At 59.8% G+C, this 19,195-nt stretch carries 18 protein-coding genes and 3 pseudogenes; 1 reads left to right on the top strand and 20 read right to left on the bottom strand.

The window, feature by feature from the left end:
• Positions 1-39 precede the first annotated feature (39 nt).
• The 11 genes and pseudogenes from lafU to lafA (ACSMDR_RS09580) form a co-directional block, all read right to left on the bottom strand.
• Positions 40-980, bottom strand: a pseudogene (gene lafU, locus ACSMDR_RS09530) (lateral flagellar motor protein LafU).
• Positions 980-1,838 (bottom strand): annotated as a pseudogene (gene lafT / locus ACSMDR_RS09535) (lateral flagellar motor stator protein LafT). The pseudogenes lafU and lafT overlap by 1 nt, the downstream one beginning before the upstream one ends.
• A 50-nt stretch (positions 1,839-1,888) precedes the next feature.
• Positions 1,889-2,600, bottom strand: a pseudogene (gene lafS, locus ACSMDR_RS09540) (lateral flagellar system RNA polymerase sigma factor LafS).
• Positions 2,601-2,792: 192 nt separating this feature from the next.
• Positions 2,793-3,041: a hypothetical protein gene (locus ACSMDR_RS09545; RefSeq protein WP_436468038.1), complete on the bottom strand. Its 249-nt coding sequence runs from the start codon at positions 3,039-3,041 to the stop codon at positions 2,793-2,795.
• Positions 3,038-4,177, bottom strand: a complete 1,140-nt coding sequence (locus ACSMDR_RS09550; RefSeq protein ID WP_436468039.1) for a flagellar hook-length control protein FliK — start codon at positions 4,175-4,177, stop codon at positions 3,038-3,040. Before ACSMDR_RS09550 ends, ACSMDR_RS09545 begins: the two co-directional genes overlap by 4 nt.
• Positions 4,168-4,506, bottom strand: a complete 339-nt coding sequence (locus ACSMDR_RS09555) for a LafX (RefSeq protein WP_436468040.1) — start codon at positions 4,504-4,506, stop codon at positions 4,168-4,170. The genes ACSMDR_RS09550 and ACSMDR_RS09555 overlap by 10 nt, the downstream gene beginning before the upstream one ends.
• A gap of 124 nt (positions 4,507-4,630) precedes the next feature.
• Positions 4,631-5,023, bottom strand: a complete 393-nt coding sequence (lafC, locus tag ACSMDR_RS09560; RefSeq protein ID WP_436468041.1) for a lateral flagellar export chaperone LafC — start codon at positions 5,021-5,023, stop codon at positions 4,631-4,633.
• 39 nt (positions 5,024-5,062) lie between these two features.
• Positions 5,063-6,346 (bottom strand): lateral flagellar capping protein LafB, encoded by a 1,284-nt coding sequence (gene lafB, locus ACSMDR_RS09565; RefSeq protein WP_392441317.1) that lies wholly within the window; start codon positions 6,344-6,346, stop codon positions 5,063-5,065.
• 119 nt (positions 6,347-6,465) lie between these two features.
• On the bottom strand, positions 6,466-7,332 hold the full coding sequence (gene lafA, locus ACSMDR_RS09570; RefSeq protein WP_436468042.1) for a lateral flagellin LafA: 867 nt from the start codon (positions 7,330-7,332) through the stop codon (positions 6,466-6,468).
• A gap of 175 nt (positions 7,333-7,507) precedes the next feature.
• Entirely contained in the window at positions 7,508-8,371 is an 864-nt protein-coding gene (lafA, locus tag ACSMDR_RS09575; protein WP_436468043.1) for a lateral flagellin LafA, read from the bottom strand.
• A 179-nt stretch (positions 8,372-8,550) separates the two neighbouring features.
• Positions 8,551-9,411: a lateral flagellin LafA gene (lafA, locus tag ACSMDR_RS09580; RefSeq protein WP_436468044.1), complete on the bottom strand. Its 861-nt coding sequence runs from the start codon at positions 9,409-9,411 to the stop codon at positions 8,551-8,553.
• Positions 9,412-9,643: 232 nt separating this feature from the next.
• Between lafA (ACSMDR_RS09580) and fliB the strand changes: the two genes are divergently transcribed.
• Positions 9,644-10,816, top strand: coding sequence for a flagellin lysine-N-methylase (gene fliB / locus ACSMDR_RS09585; RefSeq protein WP_436468045.1), 1,173 nt, complete (start codon positions 9,644-9,646; stop codon positions 10,814-10,816).
• A 77-nt stretch (positions 10,817-10,893) separates the two neighbouring features.
• On the opposite strand, the gene ACSMDR_RS09590 is transcribed toward fliB, so the two are convergent.
• The 9 genes from ACSMDR_RS09590 to flgEL all read right to left on the bottom strand — a co-directional run bounded on the left by ACSMDR_RS09590 (position 10,894) and on the right by flgEL (position 19,191).
• Positions 10,894-11,898, bottom strand: coding sequence for a hypothetical protein (locus ACSMDR_RS09590; protein WP_436468046.1), 1,005 nt, complete (start codon positions 11,896-11,898; stop codon positions 10,894-10,896).
• A gap of 18 nt (positions 11,899-11,916) precedes the next feature.
• Entirely contained in the window at positions 11,917-12,816 is a 900-nt protein-coding gene (gene lfgL, locus ACSMDR_RS09595) for a lateral flagellar hook-associated protein LfgL (RefSeq protein ID WP_436468047.1), read from the bottom strand.
• A 10-nt stretch (positions 12,817-12,826) separates the two neighbouring features.
• On the bottom strand, positions 12,827-14,146 hold the full coding sequence (gene lfgK / locus ACSMDR_RS09600) for a lateral flagellar hook-associated protein LfgK (RefSeq protein WP_436468048.1): 1,320 nt from the start codon (positions 14,144-14,146) through the stop codon (positions 12,827-12,829).
• A gap of 61 nt (positions 14,147-14,207) precedes the next feature.
• Complete coding sequence (locus tag ACSMDR_RS09605; protein ID WP_436468049.1) at positions 14,208-14,600, bottom strand: rod-binding protein; 393 nt, start codon at positions 14,598-14,600, stop codon at positions 14,208-14,210.
• 9 nt (positions 14,601-14,609) lie between these two features.
• Entirely contained in the window at positions 14,610-15,713 is a 1,104-nt protein-coding gene (gene fgIL, locus ACSMDR_RS09610) for a lateral flagellar basal body P-ring FlgIL (protein WP_436468050.1), read from the bottom strand.
• A gap of 8 nt (positions 15,714-15,721) precedes the next feature.
• Positions 15,722-16,393 carry a flagellar basal body L-ring protein FlgH gene (gene flgH, locus ACSMDR_RS09615; RefSeq protein WP_436468051.1) on the bottom strand — a complete coding sequence of 224 codons (672 nt, stop codon included), beginning with the start codon at positions 16,391-16,393 and terminating at the stop codon, positions 15,722-15,724.
• Positions 16,393-17,178: a lateral flagellar basal-body rod protein LfgG gene (gene lfgG, locus ACSMDR_RS09620; RefSeq protein ID WP_042041854.1), complete on the bottom strand. Its 786-nt coding sequence runs from the start codon at positions 17,176-17,178 to the stop codon at positions 16,393-16,395. The genes flgH and lfgG overlap by 1 nt, the downstream gene beginning before the upstream one ends.
• A 66-nt stretch (positions 17,179-17,244) precedes the next feature.
• On the bottom strand, positions 17,245-17,979 hold the full coding sequence (gene lfgF, locus ACSMDR_RS09625; protein ID WP_436468052.1) for a lateral flagellar basal-body rod protein LfgF: 735 nt from the start codon (positions 17,977-17,979) through the stop codon (positions 17,245-17,247).
• Between the two features lie 9 nt (positions 17,980-17,988).
• Entirely contained in the window at positions 17,989-19,191 is a 1,203-nt protein-coding gene (gene flgEL / locus ACSMDR_RS09630) for a lateral flagellar hook protein FlgEL (RefSeq protein WP_436468053.1), read from the bottom strand.
• Between the last annotated feature and the right edge of the window lie 4 nt (positions 19,192-19,195).

Below are 19,195 nucleotides of genomic sequence, written 5' to 3' on the forward strand. Positions count from 1 at the left end.
CCTGGATCATTGTGCGAGGTATGCAGCGGAAATTCGATCTCAGGGTCGTCCATGGGAAATCATCCTTGGCATTGCTGGTTGCCGCTTGCGTTTGGGAGCTGAAAAGTTGCTCCAGATTCTTCTCTGCCTGAGTTGTCATGACCAGCAGTTCAATGCGCCGATTACGGCTGCTTTGTGGATTGCGGTATCTTCCAGCATGGTATCGGCCATCGCGACAACCTGCCCGACCCGTTCAGGTGGCATGCCTCCGGCCAGCAACACCCGTCTTGCCATCATGGCGCGGTCTGACGAGAGCTCCCAGTTGCTGTAGTTGTCACCGGCAAACGGAGTGCTGTCGGTATGGCCAGAAATCATGACCCGATTCTCGATACGCTGGAATATGGGGGCCAACGCCATCAACATATGGCGAAAGAAAGGGCTGATGCGGGCACTGCCGCGGCTATACGTCCCGATCGCATCATCACGGATCAGGATCCGCAAACCTTGGGGAACCAGTTGCAGCTCAGGTTATTCTTCGCCTGCATCTGCTCCAGCCATGGAACCGATAAAGCTGGCCAGCTGCTCGTCTGGATCTCCCCCTCAAGTTTGCCTATCAACAGCTTTTCATACCCACCGCCCTGTGCCGTCAGAAAAAATGCTCGATTGCGCTCCATGTGTCTGGGCATCAGCTGACCCTGCTGATCGAACTGCGGACTCAACTCTTCCATTACCGAGGGATTGCCGCCGAGATCGACGGGATAGGGGCTGTTGCGAATATCGAAGGGGTTTGCCTCACTGTCCATGATGCTGTAATCCCGCAGACGGCTGGCCACCGCCTCGCGCTCCTCCTGATTGGACACAGCCAGGATCCACAGCACCATGAAGAAAGCCATCATGGCCAAGGTGAAGTCGGCAAAGGCGACCTTCCATGCCCGCCACCCTTTGGGACCGCTGTTACGACGCTGCTGGCGCTTGACGATAATCTGCTCGTGATTGCGCATTACATCGCCCTGTTGGTCACCCAGTCTTCCAGTTCAAGGAAGCTGGGTTTCACATCGGGCTCCAGCATCTTGCGGCCAGAATCGACCGAGAGCAGCGGTGTCTTGCCCCGCAACTGGGCAATCAGGATCGACTTGATGCACATCAACAGGCCGATGCGGCGCTTGACCATCTCCTCCATGGCATTGCTGATGGGCTCCAGCAGGCAGTAGCAGAGGAAGATGCCGATAAAGGTGCCCACCAGAGCAGCCGCCACATGGACACCGATGTTGCTGAGGGGGCCGTCGAGCTGCTGCATGGTGATGATGATCCCCATCACGGCAGCGAGGATCCCGAAACCGGGGCAGGCCTCCCCCGTTTTGTGCAGGGCATGGGACGGCTTGAGCATGTCCTCTTCGATGGCCATGATCTCCTGCTCCAGTATGGTGTCGAGCTCATGGGGGGTGATCTGCCCATTCCGAGCAGACGCAGGTTATCGATGATGAAACCGAGCAGTTGGGATCTTCCGAAATCTGGGGATACATCAGGAAGACGGAGCTCTGCTGCGGATTTTCAATATGCTCGTCGAGCGCCTTCATCCCCTTGTTGCGTGTCTCTTCAAGCAGTTGATGCATCAGAGTCAGCAGCTCACGATAGACCTCTTTCTCATTCTTGTTGTTCGCTTTGAAGCACTGCTTCACCTGACGCCACATCTCATGCATCACCTCTTTCGAGTTGCCCAGAAACATGGAACCTACCGCTGCGCCGATGATGATGATGAGCTCGGCTGGCTGCCACAAGGCTGCGAGGTTTCCCCCGGCCATCATGAAGCCACCCAGCACGCACACTAATATGACGCCGATGCCAATCTGTTTTTGCATGAATGTTCCCGCACGATACAAGAAGGGTCACCAGTAAAGGTGAAGCACTACTATATGGAGTCGACCAATCGCTGCTTTAGCTGAAGTACACATTGCTTGTGCAACTGACAAACCCGGATTCGGTTAATCCCAGCACCAGCGCGATCTCTTTCATATTGAGCTCTTGCTGGTAATAGAGGGAAAGCAATAACTGCTCGCGTTTATCCAGAGTGGCCAACACCTTGCTGATGGTCATCGCCATATCGACATCATCAGACTCGGTGGCCGGCGCTTTGCCGCCATTCTCCAGCCACTCTTCCAGACTCTGCAGCGCTTCAGCCTGGCTGGCGTAGGACAACTGACGCACCTCATCCACCGAACAGTCAGCCCAGCGCTGTAGCAATTCTTGTTCGGGGGGGGCGCCCCAAACGATTGTGCAGTTCACGCTGCGCCTGATTATGGCTGTGTACCTGCTGTCGCAGTTGGCGGGGTCGCCAGTCCAGACGGCGCAACTCATCGAGCATGGCGCCACGAATCCGTTTGAAGGCATAACTTTCAAACTGGGCATCGGGCTCGCTGCCATAACGGCGCCACGCCTCCAGGCAATCCCATCATGCCCACCTGCTCCATGTCCTCCTGATCAAAACAGGCGCTGACCTGACTACGCAGGTGAGTGGCCGCCCGCTTCACCAGCGGCAGATAACGGGTCAGAATCGCCTGCTCGCCGGTACGGGGGGGCGAGGGGGTCAAACTCTTGGGAGCATCCCAAACGGAATCTGTCATATCGTACTTGCGCCAGCACCTTGGTGACCAGCACTTCATCCAGATAGGGCTTGTAGCCGTATCCCCTGTACCGCTACCAGCTTGCCGAGCAGAGAGGTCTGCAGGGCGAGATGTTTTGCAGCTCCAGCTTCACCGCATCGTGGGAGCGATGGCTCAAATACTGCACCATGGCATTGCGGATCGGGGGTCAGCTCATCCAGCTTGGCAGCTGCGGGATTGTGGGTCACCAGCGCCAGCTCCAGCACCAGATAATCGAGCTGTCACCCCCTCCAGGCTGATGACGAAGCGCTCCATCGGCTTGAACAGCGGCGTCTTGCTCAGCTCGGCTTGGCCTCTGCCAAGACCCAGCCAGACGGCAACCGTGTCTCGCTTGAGATAGGCGCCATAGGCCAGCGCCGCCAGCAGGCACAGTGCCATCACCATCAACATCATCCACTTCATGACACGCCGCATAATTTGAAATCACTCTCGCTATTGCCAGATTGTAAAAATGTCACACCAGGGTATTGACCAATCCTGGCCAGCACCGCCCAATGTCTCCTGTTCTTCCTGCCACTGTCTTCGGCCCGCCAGGATCTTCTCCTGCTGCCAGCGATCGCCCCGCTCCTGCTCACCCCCCTGGCCGACGTTCGCTTTCGACGCCGCCGGCATGGTGCGAGGGCCAGGCTCATCCGCAGCCGCTCCATCGACTGGATCATGGCCTCACGCACCGCAGGGTTGGTCACGTTGAGCTGCACACTGAGCCGATCCCCCTCGACCCTGACCGTCAATTCGAGGCGCCCCAGCTCAGGGGGATCGAGGCGAATGTGCGCCTGCTTGATGCCCTGATTCACCTGCAGCTCGACCTTGTCACGCAGCACCTCCACCAGCTGCTGCCCCCACTGGGCCGGGTTATCCGCCAGTCTGGCGGGGGCCCATTGGTAGTCGGGCTGTCGGGCCGGCGTGCCGGTGACGAGGGTCGGCGTTTGCGTCCCTTTGACCTCGGCGCCCTCCCCCCTGCCCGGTTCGGCGCCCAGGGCGGCGAGCAGGGCCGGGGGAAGAGCAGGCGCGGGGCGATGGCTCGCGCTGTCGCCAGCTCCGGAGGCCCCTGGCGTCTGTGGGCTGATATGGCCTCCGTCTGCGGCAACAGGTGCGGCCACCGTCTGACCCAGCTTGAGCCTGGCCTGCAGGGTCTCGAGGGTGAGAGGGGGTGACATGGACGGCGTCGCCTCCCCTGTCAGGGGCGCCCTGGCCTGGGTCAGACCCGGCGCAGGAGCGAAATAAGAGATATCGGCCGCGCGGCGCGAGAAGCCGGTGGCCACGGGGTCGCTCCCGACCCTGGCCCCGTCTTGCGCCAGCAAGGCGGCCATGGCGGCGGCCAGCGCCTCCTCATCGGTCGTCTCCTCCTGCTGGGGGGACTCCTCCTGCCCCTCTTGCACTGGCAAGGGCTGGGCCAGCGCCGCGAGATCGGCCGGGTCGAGGGAGGGATCGAGGGACTGATAGCCTTGTGTGGCGTCCGCCGATTGGCGGCGATGGATGGCGCCCTGCTCGGCGCCCGCGGCCAGGGCCGCCGGGCTCAGGTTGCGGATCACGCCCATGATTGCGCCTCATCGTAGGCCTGCAGGCCTTCCCGTCCCTGGCTGAGCTGCTGCCAGCTCTGCTCGCGCACCGCCAGCTCGGCCCGGCACTGCTCGAGGGCCTGGCGGTGCCACTCCCTCACCTGTTGACGGGCCGGGAGCAGGGTATGCCAGAGAGGGGCGTTGGCCGCCAGGGTGCTGCAAAACTGCGCCAACCTCTGGTCGGTCAGGCGCACCGCATCCCATTGACCCGCCTGGGCCTGCTGCTGCAACTGTCGACCCAGCCCCAGCAACTGGCGCTGGCGGGTCTCGTACTCGGCACTGGATATGGATGGCTTGCTGACGGGCATGGCAAGGGCCTCAAGAGTGGTACTGCATAGCCACTAGCAAGGAGTGGGCCATAAAATAATGATGAATTATCAATGTATTGGGTCATGGCCAGCGGGTATCTGGGAAGCGCAGCTTCCGCCCGCTTCACCCCTTGTTGACCGCCATGGCTTCCCAGCCATCCTTGAGCTCGAGCAGGATGCGGCGCACCTCGGCAAAGCCCGCCAGGTCATTGCTGACGCTGATCTCGAACAGGCGCTGACCGCAGTAGTCATAGAGACGGTGCAAGTTGGTGGCGAGTTCTCCCCCCTTCTCCATGTCGAGGGCGCTGTCGAGGCCGCCGAGGATCTGCAGGCACTTGTTGATGGCCTGCCCCTTGCGCTCGTACTGCTTGACCTGGATATGGCCCTCGGCCCGCGCCATCTCGTCGAGCAGGCCATCCATCAGCATCAGCACCAGCTGATGGGGGTCGGCACTGGCGGCCTTGGCCTGCGTCGCGGCAAATTGGTAGGCATCATAGCCATCTTGGTGTTCAAACATGGAAGACTCGCTTATTCAGGGTAAAACGCGAACATCGACTCACAGGGAACCCATGGTCTGCATCATCTGATTCATGGTGGTGAATTGATTGAGGTAGCGCTTATACGCGGATTCCATGCGACGATCCAGCGCCTCCATCCGCTCGTCCAGCCGGCGCTGGTTGTTCTCCAGACCCGTCTTGCGCCCCTTGAGCACCCCGTCCCGCCTGGTATAGGGATCCATGGCGTTGCTCATCCGCTTGAGCAGGCCATCATCCCCCATCAGCGCCTTGCCAAGCAGCTCGGGATCCTTCTCCAGCGCCTTGTTGAAGTCGGTCTCGTTGAAGGAGAGCTTGCCTTCCTTGTCGGTCTTGATCCCCAGATTGTGCAGGGTCAGGCCATTGGGCAGATCCCGCACCTTGGCGGCCAGCAGGCTCTTGAGACCGCGCACCCCACTGTCCGAGGCCAGGGCGCCCGGTGACTTGGGATCGCTGGCGGTCATCTTGGCCAGCTCCCCCACCAGCTCGTTGTAGCTGTCGACAAACTGCTTGAGGGAGCCGGTCACGGCCTCGGTATCCTGCCCTATGGTGACCTGCATGGGAGGATCCCCGGCCGCCTGGACCTTGGTCAGCTCCAGCGTGAGGCCATCGACCACATTCTCCAGCTTGTTGCTGGCCGAGGTGATGGTGAGCGGGCTGTCCCCCCCCATCCGCAACTTGGCATCCTGCGCCCTGGTGATGTCGGTGCGGGCCGCCAGGGCGGTGGCGAAGGCACTGGCCGGATCGCCGCTGTAGCTCAGGCTGATGGCGTTCTCTTCCCCTGTCTCCTTGCCGGTCAGCACCAGGTTGACCTTGCCATCGGTGCGCACCAGGGTCGCCTTGACCCCGGGGTTGTCCGTGGCGTTGTTGATGTGGGAGACCAGATCCTTGACGGTCGCCCCCGCCGGCAGGGCCGCCAGATCCACGTTCAGAGTCTTGCCCTTCACCGCCAGGGAGAGGGTGCCGCTCGCCGGCAGGGGATCCGTGTCGCTGTCGAGCTGCACCCCCAGCTGATGGGCCTGGGCCAGCTGTTCGACGAAGAAGCTGTATTGCCCCGAGCTCGCCTTGCCGTTGCTGGTCACCGTCATGAAGCCCTCCTGGGACAGGGTGGCCTTCTGGGCTTGCAGGGTGGAGGCCTTGTTCAAGTCCTTGAGCATGGTCTGGAAGGTGGAGAGCTTGGTATTGAGCGTGCTCAGCGCCGTCTGCTGCGCCTTGACGCTCGCCATCTGGCGATTGAGCAGGGCATCCATGTTCTGACGTTCGGCGGCGATCAGCTGGGAGGCCATGGAGGAGGGATCTATCTGCATCTTGCTACACCCTTGAGACTAGGTTCATTCGGCATGTCGATTGGAAAGCACAGCCGTCTGCTTTCCGATGGACAGACAATAAAAACAGGCCACCCGGATAGGGCAGCCTGTTCACACCATTAACGCAGCAGGGAAGTTACCATGCCGGTCATCTGGTTGGAGTTGGAGAGCACGGACATGCCAGCCTGCATCAGCATCTGGTTCTTGGTCATGTTGGTGGTCTCCTGAGCGAAGTCGGCATCCATGATGCGGCCATTCGCCATGTCGGTGTTCTCTTTCATGTTGGAAAGGTTGTTGACCGTGTGCTCCAGACGATTGATGTTGGCACCGAATTGGGAACGTGCGGTACCGATCACATCCAGGGCGTCTTCCATCTTGGTGATTTGCGCATTGAAGTCAGTGGACGCCAAGGCAGTCGCAGCCACGTCGGCAACAGCCAAGTCGGTGGTCGCCGTGGTGATGGCGGTGTTGACTGCCTTGACGTTAGTATCGGCCTTCACGTCCAGCTTCTCGGCGGCGGTGCCACCGATCTGGAAGGTCACTGTTCCGGCTTCAAACTTGCCACCAGCACCGATCAGCGCCTCACCACCGAAACGGGTGTTGTCGCTGATGTTCTTCAGCTCGGCGGTGAGCTCCTTCATCTCGGTCCCCATGGCCAGGCGGTCTTCCGCGCTCGCAGTGCCGTTCGCACCCTGGGTGGCCAGGTCCTTCATGCGCTGGACGATATTGGTCATCTCGTCCATGGCCCCTTCGGCGGTCTGCATCATGGAGACCGCATCCTGGGCGTTACGCATACCGACCTTCTGACCGTTGGACTGGGCTTGCAGACGGGTGGCCATCTGCAGACCGGCGGCGTCATCGGCAGCGGAGTTGATGCGCAGACCGGTGCCCAGGCGCTGCATGGCGGTGCCCAGCATCTTGTTGGTGGTATTGAGCTGGCTCTGAGTGGTCAGAGAGGCGAAGTTGGTGTGAATGGACAAACCCATGATCTATTCCTCGAAGAAGGCTGCGACCGCAGCGGATAACCGTACGAAGAAGAGAAGCGACAGGTGCGCTGCAAGACTTGAATGAATTACTGAAAAATGCGGGAAAAGCGGAAACGGGCAAGAGGGGGGAAGAGGAAAAAGGCACTCATCCTGGGTGGATTGAGTGCCACAGGTATCAACGCAGCAGGGAAGTGACCATGCCGGTCATCTGGTTGGAGTTGGAGAGCACGGACATGCCAGCTTGCATCAGCATCTGGTTCTTGGTCATGTTGGTGGTCTCCTGGGCGAAGTCGGCATCCATGATGCGGCCGTTCGCCATGTCGGTGTTCTCCTTCATGTTGGAGAGGTTGTTGACCGTGTGCTCCAGACGGTTGATGTTGGCACCGAAAGCGGAACGGGCGCTGCCGATGTCTTTCAGGAAGGTCTCCATCTCGGTGATGGCGGCGGAGGCCTTGGCCTGATCGCCGATACCCGCTTTCAGGGCCACACCATCCAGACCGGAGTTCGCTGTGGTCCCCGTCACCTTTTTCAGGTCGGCGGAGATGTTGACGCTCAGGGTCTCGGCGGCGGTGCCACCAATCTGAAACTTGACGGCGCCCTGCTCGAAGTTGCCTGCGCCCTTCTTCAGCAGGGACTGACCACCGAAGGTGGTGTTGTCGGTGATGTTGCCCAGCTCCTTGGCCAACTCACCAAACTCGGCGTTCAGGGCGGTGTAATCTTCGGTGCTGGTGGTGCCGTTGGCAGCCTGGGTAGACAGGTCCTTCATGCGCTGGACGATATTGGTCATCTCGTCCAGGGCACCTTCGCCAGTTTGCATCATGGAGACGGCATCCTGGGCGTTGCGCATGCCAACCTTCTGGCCATTGGACTGGGCTTGCAGACGGGTAGCCATCTGCAGACCGGCGGCGTCATCGGCGGCGGAGTTGATGCGCAGACCGGTGCCCAGACGCTGCATGGCGGTGCCCAGCATCTTGTTGGTGGAATTGAGCTGGCTCTGAGTGGTCAGAGAGGCGAAGTTGGTATGAATAGACAAACCCATGATTTACTCCTCGAAAAGCTGCAACGCAGCGGGTAACCCGATACGGATGAGAAGCGACCGGGGGCGGCCAGGACTTGAATGACGAACAAAAATTATGATGAAAAAGACGCGGAAGAAAGACGGGCAGGAAGTATGAGAAAGAAAAGACACCCATCCCGGGGGGATGAGTGCCACAGGTATCAACGCAGCAGGGAAGTGACCATGCCGGTCATCTGGTTGGAGTTGGAGAGCACGGACATGCCAGCCTGCATCAGCATCTGGTTCTTGGTCATGTTGGTGGTCTCCTGGGCGAAGTCGGCATCCATGATGCGACCGTTCGCCATGTCGGTGTTCTCTTTCATGTTGGATAGGTTGTTGACCGTGTGCTCCAAGCGGTTGATGTTGGCACCGAAGGAGGAACGGACAGAACCAATTTGATCAAGCAGGTTGGTTGTAGCGGTAATCGCGTCACTAGCTTTGGTTTGATCACCTATACCAGCGACAATATCAGCGTCCGCAATACCCTTAGTTGCTGTAGTGCCGGTCAGCTCCTTCATGGCGGTTTCCACATCCACTGTCAGCTTTTCAGTGCTGGATGCACCGATTTGGAAGGTAACGCCGCCAGCGACCTCAAACGCACCGCCCTTCAGCAACTTCTGACCACCAAAGGTGGTGTTATCAACAATGTTGGTCAGCTCTTTGCTCAGTTCCTTAAACTCAGCGTCCAGGGCTTTGTAGTCTTCGGTACTGGTGGTGCCGTTGGCGCCTTGAGTCGCCAGGTCCTTCATGCGCTGGACGATATTGGTCATCTCGTCCATGGCGCCTTCACCGGTCTGCATCATGGAGACGGCATCCTGGGCATTGCGCATGCCGACCTTCTGGCCGTTGGACTGGGCTTGCAGACGGGTCGCCATCTGCAGACCGGCGGCATCGTCGGCGGCGGAGTTGATGCGCAGACCGGTACCCAGGCGTTGCATGGCGGTACCCAGCATCTTGTTGGTGGAATTGAGCTGGCTCTGCGTGGTCAGAGAGGCGAAGTTGGTGTGAATGGACAGACCCATGGTCGTTTCCTTGAGTAAGATGCTGCCGGGCAGCTGATTGGTTGACTCCACTCAAAAGCGACCGCCCGACCGTGAAAATGAAATGGCGATCGCTCTTTTTTAAAATTTTCCGTCGCCCCTGCCGGCGCCCCCTCGTCACTTCGGGCACCCTTCTTGCAGTGACTCAACTAAAGAGATCGACGCGGGCAGCCACCCGCTCGACCATGAGGTCCACGCCGCCCAAGGAGAAAAGATGGCCCACACCCTGCTTACCCCCAGGTACTACCAGCAATTTCAATGTATCGGCGATCGATGCGAGGACAACTGCTGCCATGGCTGGACCATTTCCATCGACAAGCAGACCTATCGCCACTACGTCAGCCACCCCGATCAACTCATCCAGAGCACGGCCAAACAGCATATCCAGAAGGTGAAAAAGTCGGATGCTCATTGGGGCACCATCCGTATGGATGAGGCGGGGGCCTGCCCTTTTCTCGACGGCATCGGGCTGTGCAATGTCCACAAGCAGGCGGGCCCCGAGGCCCTCAGCCAGACCTGCAAGAGCTACCCCAGGCTGCAAAGCCAGTTTGGCGAGCAACACAGGCGCAGCCTGGTGCTCTCCTGCCCGGAGGTGAGCCGCCGGGTGCTGCTCGATCCCCAGGCCATGGCGATGGAGGCGACCCCCTTCACCGGCAAGGGCAAGCCCAGGGCCGCCCCCCCTGCCCTGGCCTCACTGCACATGCTGAGCATCGATGTGTTGCTGGCGGACGCCATGACGGTGGAGGAGCGGCTCTGGCTCATCGGCATGCTGATCCACAGGGATGAGAGCCAGGTATCGAACCAGACCTTCCTCGCGCAGATGGTGCCCATGATAGAGCAGGGCCAGCTCGCCACGGCCTTCGCCCAGCTCCCATTCATCGGCAAGATCCAGTGGTGGGCGCTGCGCACCCTCACCCATCTGTTGATGCTCAACAACCAGCACCAGCAGCGCCGTGGACGTGCGACCATGACCCGTTGCCTGGAGACCATCAATAGGGTACTGGAGGGCGAATATGATGAGCACAAGCTCGCCAGCCTGCATCAGTGCTGGCATGAACGCGTTGCCCCCTTCCTGGCAGAGCGCCCCCATATCCAGCAGAATCACCTGCTCTATTACGTCTATCACAACCAGTTCCCCGCCAAGGAGCAGAGCCCGCAGCTGGCCTATCGCCTGCTGATCGCGGACTACTTCCTGCTGCGCAGCTATCTGTGCCTGCTGGCCATGGGGGATGCGCCCTTGACCGAGGGGGATGTGACGGATCTCTTCTACAGCTATCACACGGTTCGCCAGCACAACGCCAGCTTCCTGAGCACCCTGGAGCAGGGGTTGGAAGAGTCAGGTTTAGCCAGCGATCTTACCCTCTACGCCCTGCTCAAGACGGGATAATCCGGGAGCGGGGATGCCAGAAACAACAACACCCCGGGGCGCGGGGTGTTGTGGGTGGCACCAGACAATCGAAGCAATCAGGCCAACAGGGCCACCACGTTCTGGCGGGAGACATTGGCCTGGGCCAACAACCCCGCCATGGTGCCGGCAAAGCCGCCATCCTTGAGTTGGCTACTCAACCTCTCTTGCAACTGCTCCAGCTCCTCGAGCTTAAGGCTCTGACTGCGGGATTTCACCTTGTCCAGCTGCTGTACCATCTTCTGGCGAAATAGCTTGAGCTCGCGCACCGACTGCTCTATCTCGCCGAGCAGCTTGTGCAGTCGGCGCTGCTCCTGCTTGATCTCGCCGCGCCCCAACCCTTCACCAAGCTGGCTCAATTGTCCAGGATGCTGCTTGAACTTGACCGGCACCGGGTTACCGGCCGGGATCCGGATCCCTTCTCCACTGATGAGGACCGGCTCATCCAGTTTGCGCTTCTGCGCCTCCGGAAGACTCAGCTCCAGCTTGCCCTGTTCGCTCATCCGGGCCTGGATCTGCTCCTTGTTCAGAGCAAGATCCAGCCGCTTGATCACCTCTTGTCCCTGGGCTCCTGCCGGAATCAACACTTCCACCGCACTGTTACTGACGGGAAAGGCCAGTACCAGCCGTTCGGCGGTGGGTTTGGCCGTCAGCAGCTCCAGATGATCGACCCCATAGTGAACCCGGCTGCCGGAACCATTCAGTAACCTCGGCTTGAGGGCATCTGTCAAAGGGGCGTCCGGACTGGTCAGTTTCTCTTCGAGAGCCCTCAGCCGCTGGACTATTTCCCCTCCTGCACTCGTGGTCTGAGAGAGCTGACGCTCCAGGCGCTTGAGCTCGCCCCATACCTGACCGAGGGCCTGCTCACCGCTCTGGGCATGGGCGATGCGTTGCTGGGCTGTGCCAATCAGAGCCCAACGTTCCAGCCTAACTACATTGGGGTGACGATCGATGCCGACCGGCTGGCGAGCTTTGTTCTTCCCTTGGACAGATGTCTGACCGCGCAACTTGAGCTGGGCGGGGGCTTCGGCTACGCCCCCCGGCCGGGTCTGCTGGATCTGCATCTTGAGTCCTTATCCGTATCAGGGAATGTAGTTGAACAGGCTCAGGCCATTGACCTTGGCAAATGCCTGCTGTTGTACCTGCAGCGCCATCAACACATGGGCCTGCTTGGTCACCGCCTCGGCATAATCGAGGGACTCTATCTGATTGCTCACCTCCTTGCTATAGATGGTCTTCTCAGCATGACCCTCATCAATTTGGTCGAGCAGATTGATCCGGGCCCCAATGCCGCTCACCATCTGGCTGATGTCATCTTGCAGCTGCTGGCTACGGTCCAGCATGGCACCCGCCTCGGCATTGGTATCGCCGGTCGAGGTCTCCAGCAGCGTCACCAAATCGTCCAACTGTTTGAAGAAATCTCCTCCCTGAATGAAGAGGCTATCGGCGGTGTGATTGATGCCTACCGTCACCCCCTTGGCCACCACCACTTCCCTCACCAGGGCGTCCCCCTGATAGAGGTAGTTGCCGCCAGCATCCTTGACGATAGCGGTCTTGTCGACCTGACTGCCAGCAAACAGGCTGGAGCCACTCTCGTTACGCCCATTGGCGAGATCGAGCAGACCATCCTTGAGCACCGCCAGCTCGCTGGCAACGGCGGCTCTGTCGTCGGGGGACATGCTGCCAGTGGCCGCCATCTGAGTGAGGTCTCGCAACCGCATCAGCATGTTGGTCATGGTGTCGAGCTGCTGCTCCCCCTGGGAGAGCTGACTCTTGGCATTGAAGATGTTCTTCTGGTACTGAGCCATGGCCGTCTGCTCCTTGTGCAGCCCTTGCAGGCGCACGCTGCCGATGGCGTCATCAGAGGGTTGCAAGATCCGCTTGTTGCTGGCTATCTGGCGATCGAGCCGGGCATAGTCACCAAACCCTTGCTGCAGGTTGCCGAGCATGCTGAGCTGGATCTGGTTGGTACTGACACGCATGGAGAATTCCTCAGAACATATTCAGGAGAGAGGTGAAGAGCTGATCCGAGGTACTGATCACCTTGGCGTTGGCCTGATAAGCCTTGGTGTAGGCCATGACCTTGACCCCTTCCTCATCGGTATTGACGCCGCTGACACTACTCAGCTTGATGGAAAGTTGCTGCTCCAGGTTGGCGTTGGCATCCAGCTGAGCCTTGGCCTGGCCACTCTGCACCGCCATCTTGCCAAGCAAGCCACCGTAGGCATCGTACTGGGCATCCTTGATGGTGAGCAGTTCCTGCAAGTTACGGTTGTCACCCTGTCCCCCTCCGGTCTGGGCGAAGGCAAGATCTTCTCCCTTGAAGCCCGAGGCAAGCTTGAGAGTGCCAGCAGGATCCAGCGGATCGTAGACAAACAGTGGCTTGCCGGTACCGCCATTGAGATCGATGCCGTTCATCTGCTTGCTATTGAATTCATCGGCCAGCTTGCTGGCGATCTGGCCCAGCTCATCCCGGGTCGGACGCAACACTTCGGCACGGTAAGAGAGTATCCCGGCCAAAGTACCGCCACTGAGCTGAGGTACCTCGAAGGTCTGGGGGCCAAAGCTCAGGGAGAGCTTGTCCCCCTTGATGGCGAGGCTGCTACTGCTCGCTCCCAGTACCAAAGGTTGTCCCTGGGGCAGACTCAGGGCCACGGAACCATCACTCTGGCGGTTGACCCTGACTTCCATCAAGCTGGAAAGCTCGCGGATCACCTGATCGCGGCTATCTTGCAGCACAGAGGTATTCACCCCTTTCGAGGATTGATCGCCGATCTGCTTGTTGAGTTCGGCTACTTGGTTCAAGTAGCTGTTGACCTGGCTGACGCTGCCGTTGAGCTGATCGTCGATCTGCTTCTCCTGGGTCAGCAGGCTTTCGCTCAGCTGATTGAAACGATTGGCGAGCGCGCCAGCCGAGCTGACAATCTGACTGCGCTGGGCCGGGGTTTCTGGACTGTCCAGGGCTGCGCTGAGTGAAGCAAAGAAGCTATCCAGCCCCTTGGCGATATTCATCGACTCGCTACCCAGCAGCTGCTCAGTCGTGTTGATGTACTGATGAAAGGAGTAGGCAGAGCCGAGGGATGAACCGGCGCGCCAGTGTTGGGCGACCAGATAGTCGTCCGTGATGCGGCGTACTCCTACGACTTCAACCCCCATGCCGTTGTCCAACCGACCGAAGCCAGACAGACTGCCCATCATGGCTTCCTGGCGCGAATAACCCGTGGTATTGGCATTGGCAATGTTCTGGGCGCTGACATTCAACGCTATCTGGGCGGCGTTGAGACCACTGAAGCCGATATTGAGCAGTGACATCCGTCAGCTTTCCTTCTGTTGGCAGGTTGGCAATGGGGATCGAGGAGGGAATGCCTTGGCATTACCCCGGTTTCTTCATCCGGGTCAGGGGTTGCTGGAAAGCCGCCAGACCCTGCTCCTGTGAAGCGACCATGGGCTCGGGATTCTTTAATGCGGGATCCAGTTGCTTGATCATCTGCTCTTTGAGTCCCAAGCCGCCACGCTGCACCAGGCTCATGGCGAGCTGACTGTCATACATGTCGCGATAGAGCCCCTCCCCTTTGATCAGCTTGTCATCCTCGTCTTGCAAGGCATCGGTCGCGGCCCGCATGTGCTTGAGCACTGTCTGCAAAAAGCCGACCTCGAACTGGCCAGCGGCGGCCTCGAGGGCGGCCCGCTGATCCGGGTTGCTCTTTATTTTCTGCAACTCATTGAGATCCTGATAGAAACCAGGCTCTGACGTGATTCTAGTCATGATAGATCCTCAGATGACCACCAGCTCGCCTTCGAGGGCACCCGCCTCATCCAGGGCTTGCAGTATGGCCATGACATCATCCGGTGTTGCCCCCAGGGAGTTGACTGCCTTGACGATCACCTCGAGGGAGGTCCCTTCAGGCCAGACAAACATATTGTTGCGCTCCCGATCAACCTGGATCTGGGAGTTGGGCGTGGTGGTGGTCTGCCCATTGGAGAAGGCGTTGGGCTGACTCACCGTCTGGCTCTCGCCTATGGTGACAGTGAGACTACCATGGCTTACTGCCGCCTTGCGCACCTTGACTCCCTGCCCCATGACCACAGTACCGGTCCGGCTGTTGAATACCACCCTGGGCCTCTCCTTGCCAAGATCGATCTGGATGTCTTCGAGCAAGGCCATGAAAGAGATGCGCTGGCTCTCATCCTTGGGGGCTGCCAGCCGAATGCGGCCCGCGCTCACCGCCTTGGCCACCGGCCCCAACTGGGCATTGATGGCACGCTCCACGTTACGCGCGGTACGGAAGTTTGGTTGATGCAGGTTGAGAGTCACCTCGGGTTTGCTGGCGAAGCTGTTGACCGCCTCTCGCTCAATGATGGCCCCATTAGGAATGATGCCCGCCGTCGGCACATTGATGGTGACCGAGGAGCCCGACTGGCCCTCAGCCTTCACCCCTGCGACCACCAGATTACCCTGAGCGACGGCATAGACTTCACCGTCGATGCCACGCAGTGGCGTCAGCAGCAAAGAGCCGCCACGCAGGCTCTTTGCATCGCCGATGGAAGTAACAGTCACATCCACAAGCTGGCCTTTGCCCGCCAGCGCAGGCAAGGTCGCCTGCACCGAGACCGCAGCCACGTTCTTGAGCTTGGGATCTATGTCGTCAGGCAGTTGCACACCGAACTGCTTGAGCATGTTGGCCATCGACTGCCCCGTGAATTTGACCTGGCTGCGATCCCCGGTGCCAGAGAGGCCGACCACCAGGCCATAACCCACCAGCTGGTTAGGACGCAGTCCCTGCACGTCCGCAATGTCGAGCAGAGCGCGTTTGGCGGGTGCCGCCGTCGCAAGCAGGGGCAGAACCAGGCACAGCAAGGCCGGAAACCACTTGTTCATAAGGGTCCTCAAAATGGTGCAAAGGCTGAACTGAAGAAGCGGCTCAACCAACCCATCTGGTTACTGTCGGCCAGCGCGCCTCGTCCGGCATAGGTGATGCGGGCATCGGCGATACGCTGGGACGAGATACGATTGCGCTGATCGATGTCTTCGACCCGCACCATGCCGCCGAGGCGCACATATTCGTCCCCCTGATTGAGGCGGATCCACTTCTCGCCGCGGATCCCTATCACCCCATTGGGCATCACCTCTGCCACGGTGACCGTAATGGCGCCTGACAGGGTATTTTGTTGGCTGGACGTAGCGCCGCCATCAAAATCACGATCAGCACTCAGAGTCGCCCCCCAGTCGGTACGCACCTCTCCGCCGATGGACGGGGCCGGTACATTGAGACTGCTGCTCTTGCTGGTGCTGGTATTGGCCTTCTTGCTGGACTGGGTACGCTCCTCCAGCATGACGGTCAAGATGTCGCCGACTCTATAGGCTCGCCTGTCCTGAAACAGGGTGAACATATAGTTGTCACGATAGAGGCTGCCATCCTCACCACTGGCTACCGCGGGCAGGTTGGGGCGCGAGGGCGCCCACTGCTCTTCACCCGGCTCGGGGGCGCGCAGCTCATAGGTGGCACAGCCACCGAGCAGCAACACCAGCCAGAGACTCTGCCTGAACACGCTCATCATCACAGGGCCTGGGTCACGAACTTCAGCATCTGATCCGCCGCCGAGACCACCTTGGCATTCATTTCATAAGCGCGCTGCGTGGTGATCATGTCGACCATCTCTTCCACCACGTTGACGTTGGAACTCTCCAATGTGTACTGCTTGATGGCTCCCATAGCATCTTCGCCTGGCACCCCTTCGATTGCCTCACCGGAGGCCCCCGTGGCCCGGTACAGGTTGCCGCCCAGGGCCTCCAGACCGGCCGGGTTGGCGAAGTTGGTCAGGGTGATCCTACCCAGCTCCACATTCTCTTGCTGGCCAGGCAGAGTAGCACTGACGGTGCCATCGGTACCGATGGAGACCTTGGTTGCATTGTCCGGGATCTGGATTTGCGGCAGCATGGGCAGACCATCGGCATTGACCAGCAAACCCTCTGCGCTGCGATGCCATTGGCCATTGCGGCTGTACGCCGTCTCGCCATCCGGGCGCTCAACCCCGAAGAAGCCAGCCCCGACCACTGCCATGTCCAGCTCCTGGTTGGTATTCTGGAACTGACCCGAGGTGAATACTTTTTGAGTACCTACTACCCGGACACCGTTCCCCATCTGGATGCCGATCGGCGCCAGATTCTGCTGATCTTGCTGGGCACCCGGCTGACGCTGGACCTGATAGAAGAGATCCTCGAAGGCAACCCTATCGCGCTTGAAGCCGACCGTATTGACGTTGGCCAGGTTGTTGGAAATGCTGGCCATCTTGGCATCTTGTGCCGACAGGCCCGTCTTGCTGACCCATAATGCTGCGTGCATCGACTCTCTCCACTGCGTTCATGAGGATCCGGCCCCAGGCCGGATCCGAAATATTGGCTCTGAGGATTAACCCTGGCCCGAGATGAGACGGGCGCCCTGGCGGGCCTGATCGTCCGCAGTCTTCATCAACTTGACCTGCAATTCGAAGTTGCGGGTCAGTGCCATGCTGCCGATCAGCTCGTCGACCGCGTTGACGTTGCCCCCTTCCAGGAAACCGGAAGCCATGACCACCTCTTCGCTCGGCTCGGCATCGCCGCCCTGACGCAAACGGAACAGACCGTCCAGGCCTTTGATCAATTCATTGGCAGCCGGATTAACCAGCTTGAGCCGTCCCACATCGAGACGGGCGCCACCACCGGGAGGCGTGATGCTGAGGGACCCATCATTGCCGAAACTGAGATCTCGATAGGCAGGAACAACCAGCTCGCCGCCATCCCCCAGCACGGGGCGGCCATTGAGGCTGAGCAAGCCATCGGCATCGACGTCCAGATTGCCGGCCCGGGTATAAGCCTCTGAACCATCTGCCGTTTGCACCGTCAGAAAACCTTCCCCACGCACGGCCACGTCCAGCTTGCGATCCGTCTGCATCAGGGCGCCCGCTCGAAAGTCGGTGCCGGCCTGTTCTTCCCGCGCCATGACGCGGCTCTGGTAACCATCCCCGCTCAGGGCATAGGCAGAGACCCGCTCGAAGTCAGCTCGAAAGCCAGCCGTGTTGAGGTTCGCTAGGTTGTTGGCCCGGATCTGCTGAGCGACCAGCGAGTGCTGGGCGCCGGACATGGCGGTGTAGATTAGCTTTTCCACGGATCAGCCTCAGAAGGAGTTGAAGAGCACCTGGGTCATCTTGTCCGCCGAGCTGATGCTCTTGGCGTTCGCCTGGTAGTTGCGCTGGGAGGTCATCAGGTTCACCAGCTCACCGGTCAAGTCCACGTTGGAGCCCTCGTAGGCTCCCGAGGTGAGCGAACCCAGGGTGCCACTGCCCGGAGCGCCGACCACTGGCTGACCGGATGAGAAGGATTGCTGCCAGCTGGTGTTGTTGCTCTGCAACAGGCCGTTGGGGTTGGCGAAGTTTGCCATCACCACCTGGCCCTGCAGCAGGCTCTGGCCATTGGTGAAGGTGGCATAGACACCACCATCACCATCGATCCTGACCCCGGTCAGATCACCCGAGGTATAGCCGTTTGACTGGTTACGGCTGACGTTAAAGTCGGAGGCGTACTGGCTGAACTTGCTCAGGCCTATATCCAGGGTCATGGGATCCGCACCCTGTGGCGTCAATGCCAGAGTCGCCTTGTCGGCGCCGCTGCCCACTGCGTCAAAAGAGCCGTCAGTATTGAACTTGAGGTTGGTGGTGGTCCCGTTGGCGGCACCATCTACCGTGTAGTGCACCTGCCAGTCGTTGCTGCCTACCTTGACGAAATACTGGGTGATGTTGTGTTCGCTGCCCAGGGAATCAAACACCTTGCTGGACTGGGAGAAGTTGTAGCTCTCCGCCTTGCTGGTATCGAACGGATTGAGCACCGTATCGATGTTGCTGGCATCCGCTTTTAGATTGCCAACAAACTCCAGGGAGTCGGAGGCCTTAGCGGGCAGACTGCCTGTCCCGACTTGCAGATCGCCAACCACCCCCGTCTGCAGCTGACCTGCACCATTGACGGTATAACCCTGCAGGCGATTCCCGGTCGAGGTGGTGAGGTAGTTGTTGGCATCGCGCTGGAACATGCCAGCCCGGGTGTAGGAGGTCTGGCCGTTGCCATCCTTGAGCTGGAAGAAGCCATTGCCAGAGATGGCCAAATCCAGGCCACGGCCGGTGCGCATCAGGTCACCATTGCGATCGAAGTTCTGGGAGACGTTGTTCATCTCGACCCCGCCCGCCTGGCCACCACCATAGATGGCCGCAAACTCGGCACGGCTTGATTTGAAACCGGCGGTGCTGACGTTGGCCACGTTGTTGCTGATGACGCTCAATTCCTGGTTGACGGCACGCAGGCCGCTCAGTCCGATACTAAAAGACACTGTG

Source organism: Aeromonas molluscorum (assembly GCF_051376105.1).
Classification (GTDB): Bacteria; Pseudomonadota; Gammaproteobacteria; order Enterobacterales; family Aeromonadaceae; genus Aeromonas; species Aeromonas molluscorum.

Bases quoted from the DNA above. Each gene is read 5' to 3' on its own strand.
- fliB (WP_436468045.1), top strand. From the start codon at position 9,644: ATGGCCCACACCCTGCTTACCCCCAGGTACTACCAGCAATTTCAATGT.
- ACSMDR_RS09550 (WP_436468039.1), bottom strand. From the start codon at position 4,177: ATGGGCGTGATCCGCAACCTGAGCCCGGCGGCCCTGGCCGCGGGCGCC.
- ACSMDR_RS09545 (WP_436468038.1), bottom strand. From the start codon at position 3,041: ATGAAGTGGATGATGTTGATGGTGATGGCACTGTGCCTGCTGGCGGCG.
- fgIL (WP_436468050.1), bottom strand. From the start codon at position 15,713: ATGAACAAGTGGTTTCCGGCCTTGCTGTGCCTGGTTCTGCCCCTGCTT.
- lafA (WP_436468042.1), bottom strand. From the start codon at position 7,332: ATGGGTTTGTCCATTCACACCAACTTCGCCTCTCTGACCACTCAGAGC.
- lfgK (WP_436468048.1), bottom strand. From the start codon at position 14,146: ATGTCACTGCTCAATATCGGCTTCAGTGGTCTCAACGCCGCCCAGATA.
- ACSMDR_RS09605 (WP_436468049.1), bottom strand. From the start codon at position 14,600: ATGACTAGAATCACGTCAGAGCCTGGTTTCTATCAGGATCTCAATGAG.
- lafA (WP_436468044.1), bottom strand. From the start codon at position 9,411: ATGGGTCTGTCCATTCACACCAACTTCGCCTCTCTGACCACGCAGAGC.
- lfgL (WP_436468047.1), bottom strand. From the start codon at position 12,816: ATGCGTGTCAGTACCAACCAGATCCAGCTCAGCATGCTCGGCAACCTG.
- ACSMDR_RS09590 (WP_436468046.1), bottom strand. From the start codon at position 11,898: ATGCAGATCCAGCAGACCCGGCCGGGGGGCGTAGCCGAAGCCCCCGCC.
- lfgG (WP_042041854.1), bottom strand. From the start codon at position 17,178: ATGCACGCAGCATTATGGGTCAGCAAGACGGGCCTGTCGGCACAAGAT.
- lafB (WP_392441317.1), bottom strand. From the start codon at position 6,346: ATGCAGATAGATCCCTCCTCCATGGCCTCCCAGCTGATCGCCGCCGAA.
- flgH (WP_436468051.1), bottom strand. From the start codon at position 16,393: ATGATGAGCGTGTTCAGGCAGAGTCTCTGGCTGGTGTTGCTGCTCGGT.
- ACSMDR_RS09555 (WP_436468040.1), bottom strand. From the start codon at position 4,506: ATGCCCGTCAGCAAGCCATCCATATCCAGTGCCGAGTACGAGACCCGC.
- lafC (WP_436468041.1), bottom strand. From the start codon at position 5,023: ATGTTTGAACACCAAGATGGCTATGATGCCTACCAATTTGCCGCGACG.
- lafA (WP_436468043.1), bottom strand. From the start codon at position 8,371: ATGGGTTTGTCTATTCATACCAACTTCGCCTCTCTGACCACTCAGAGC.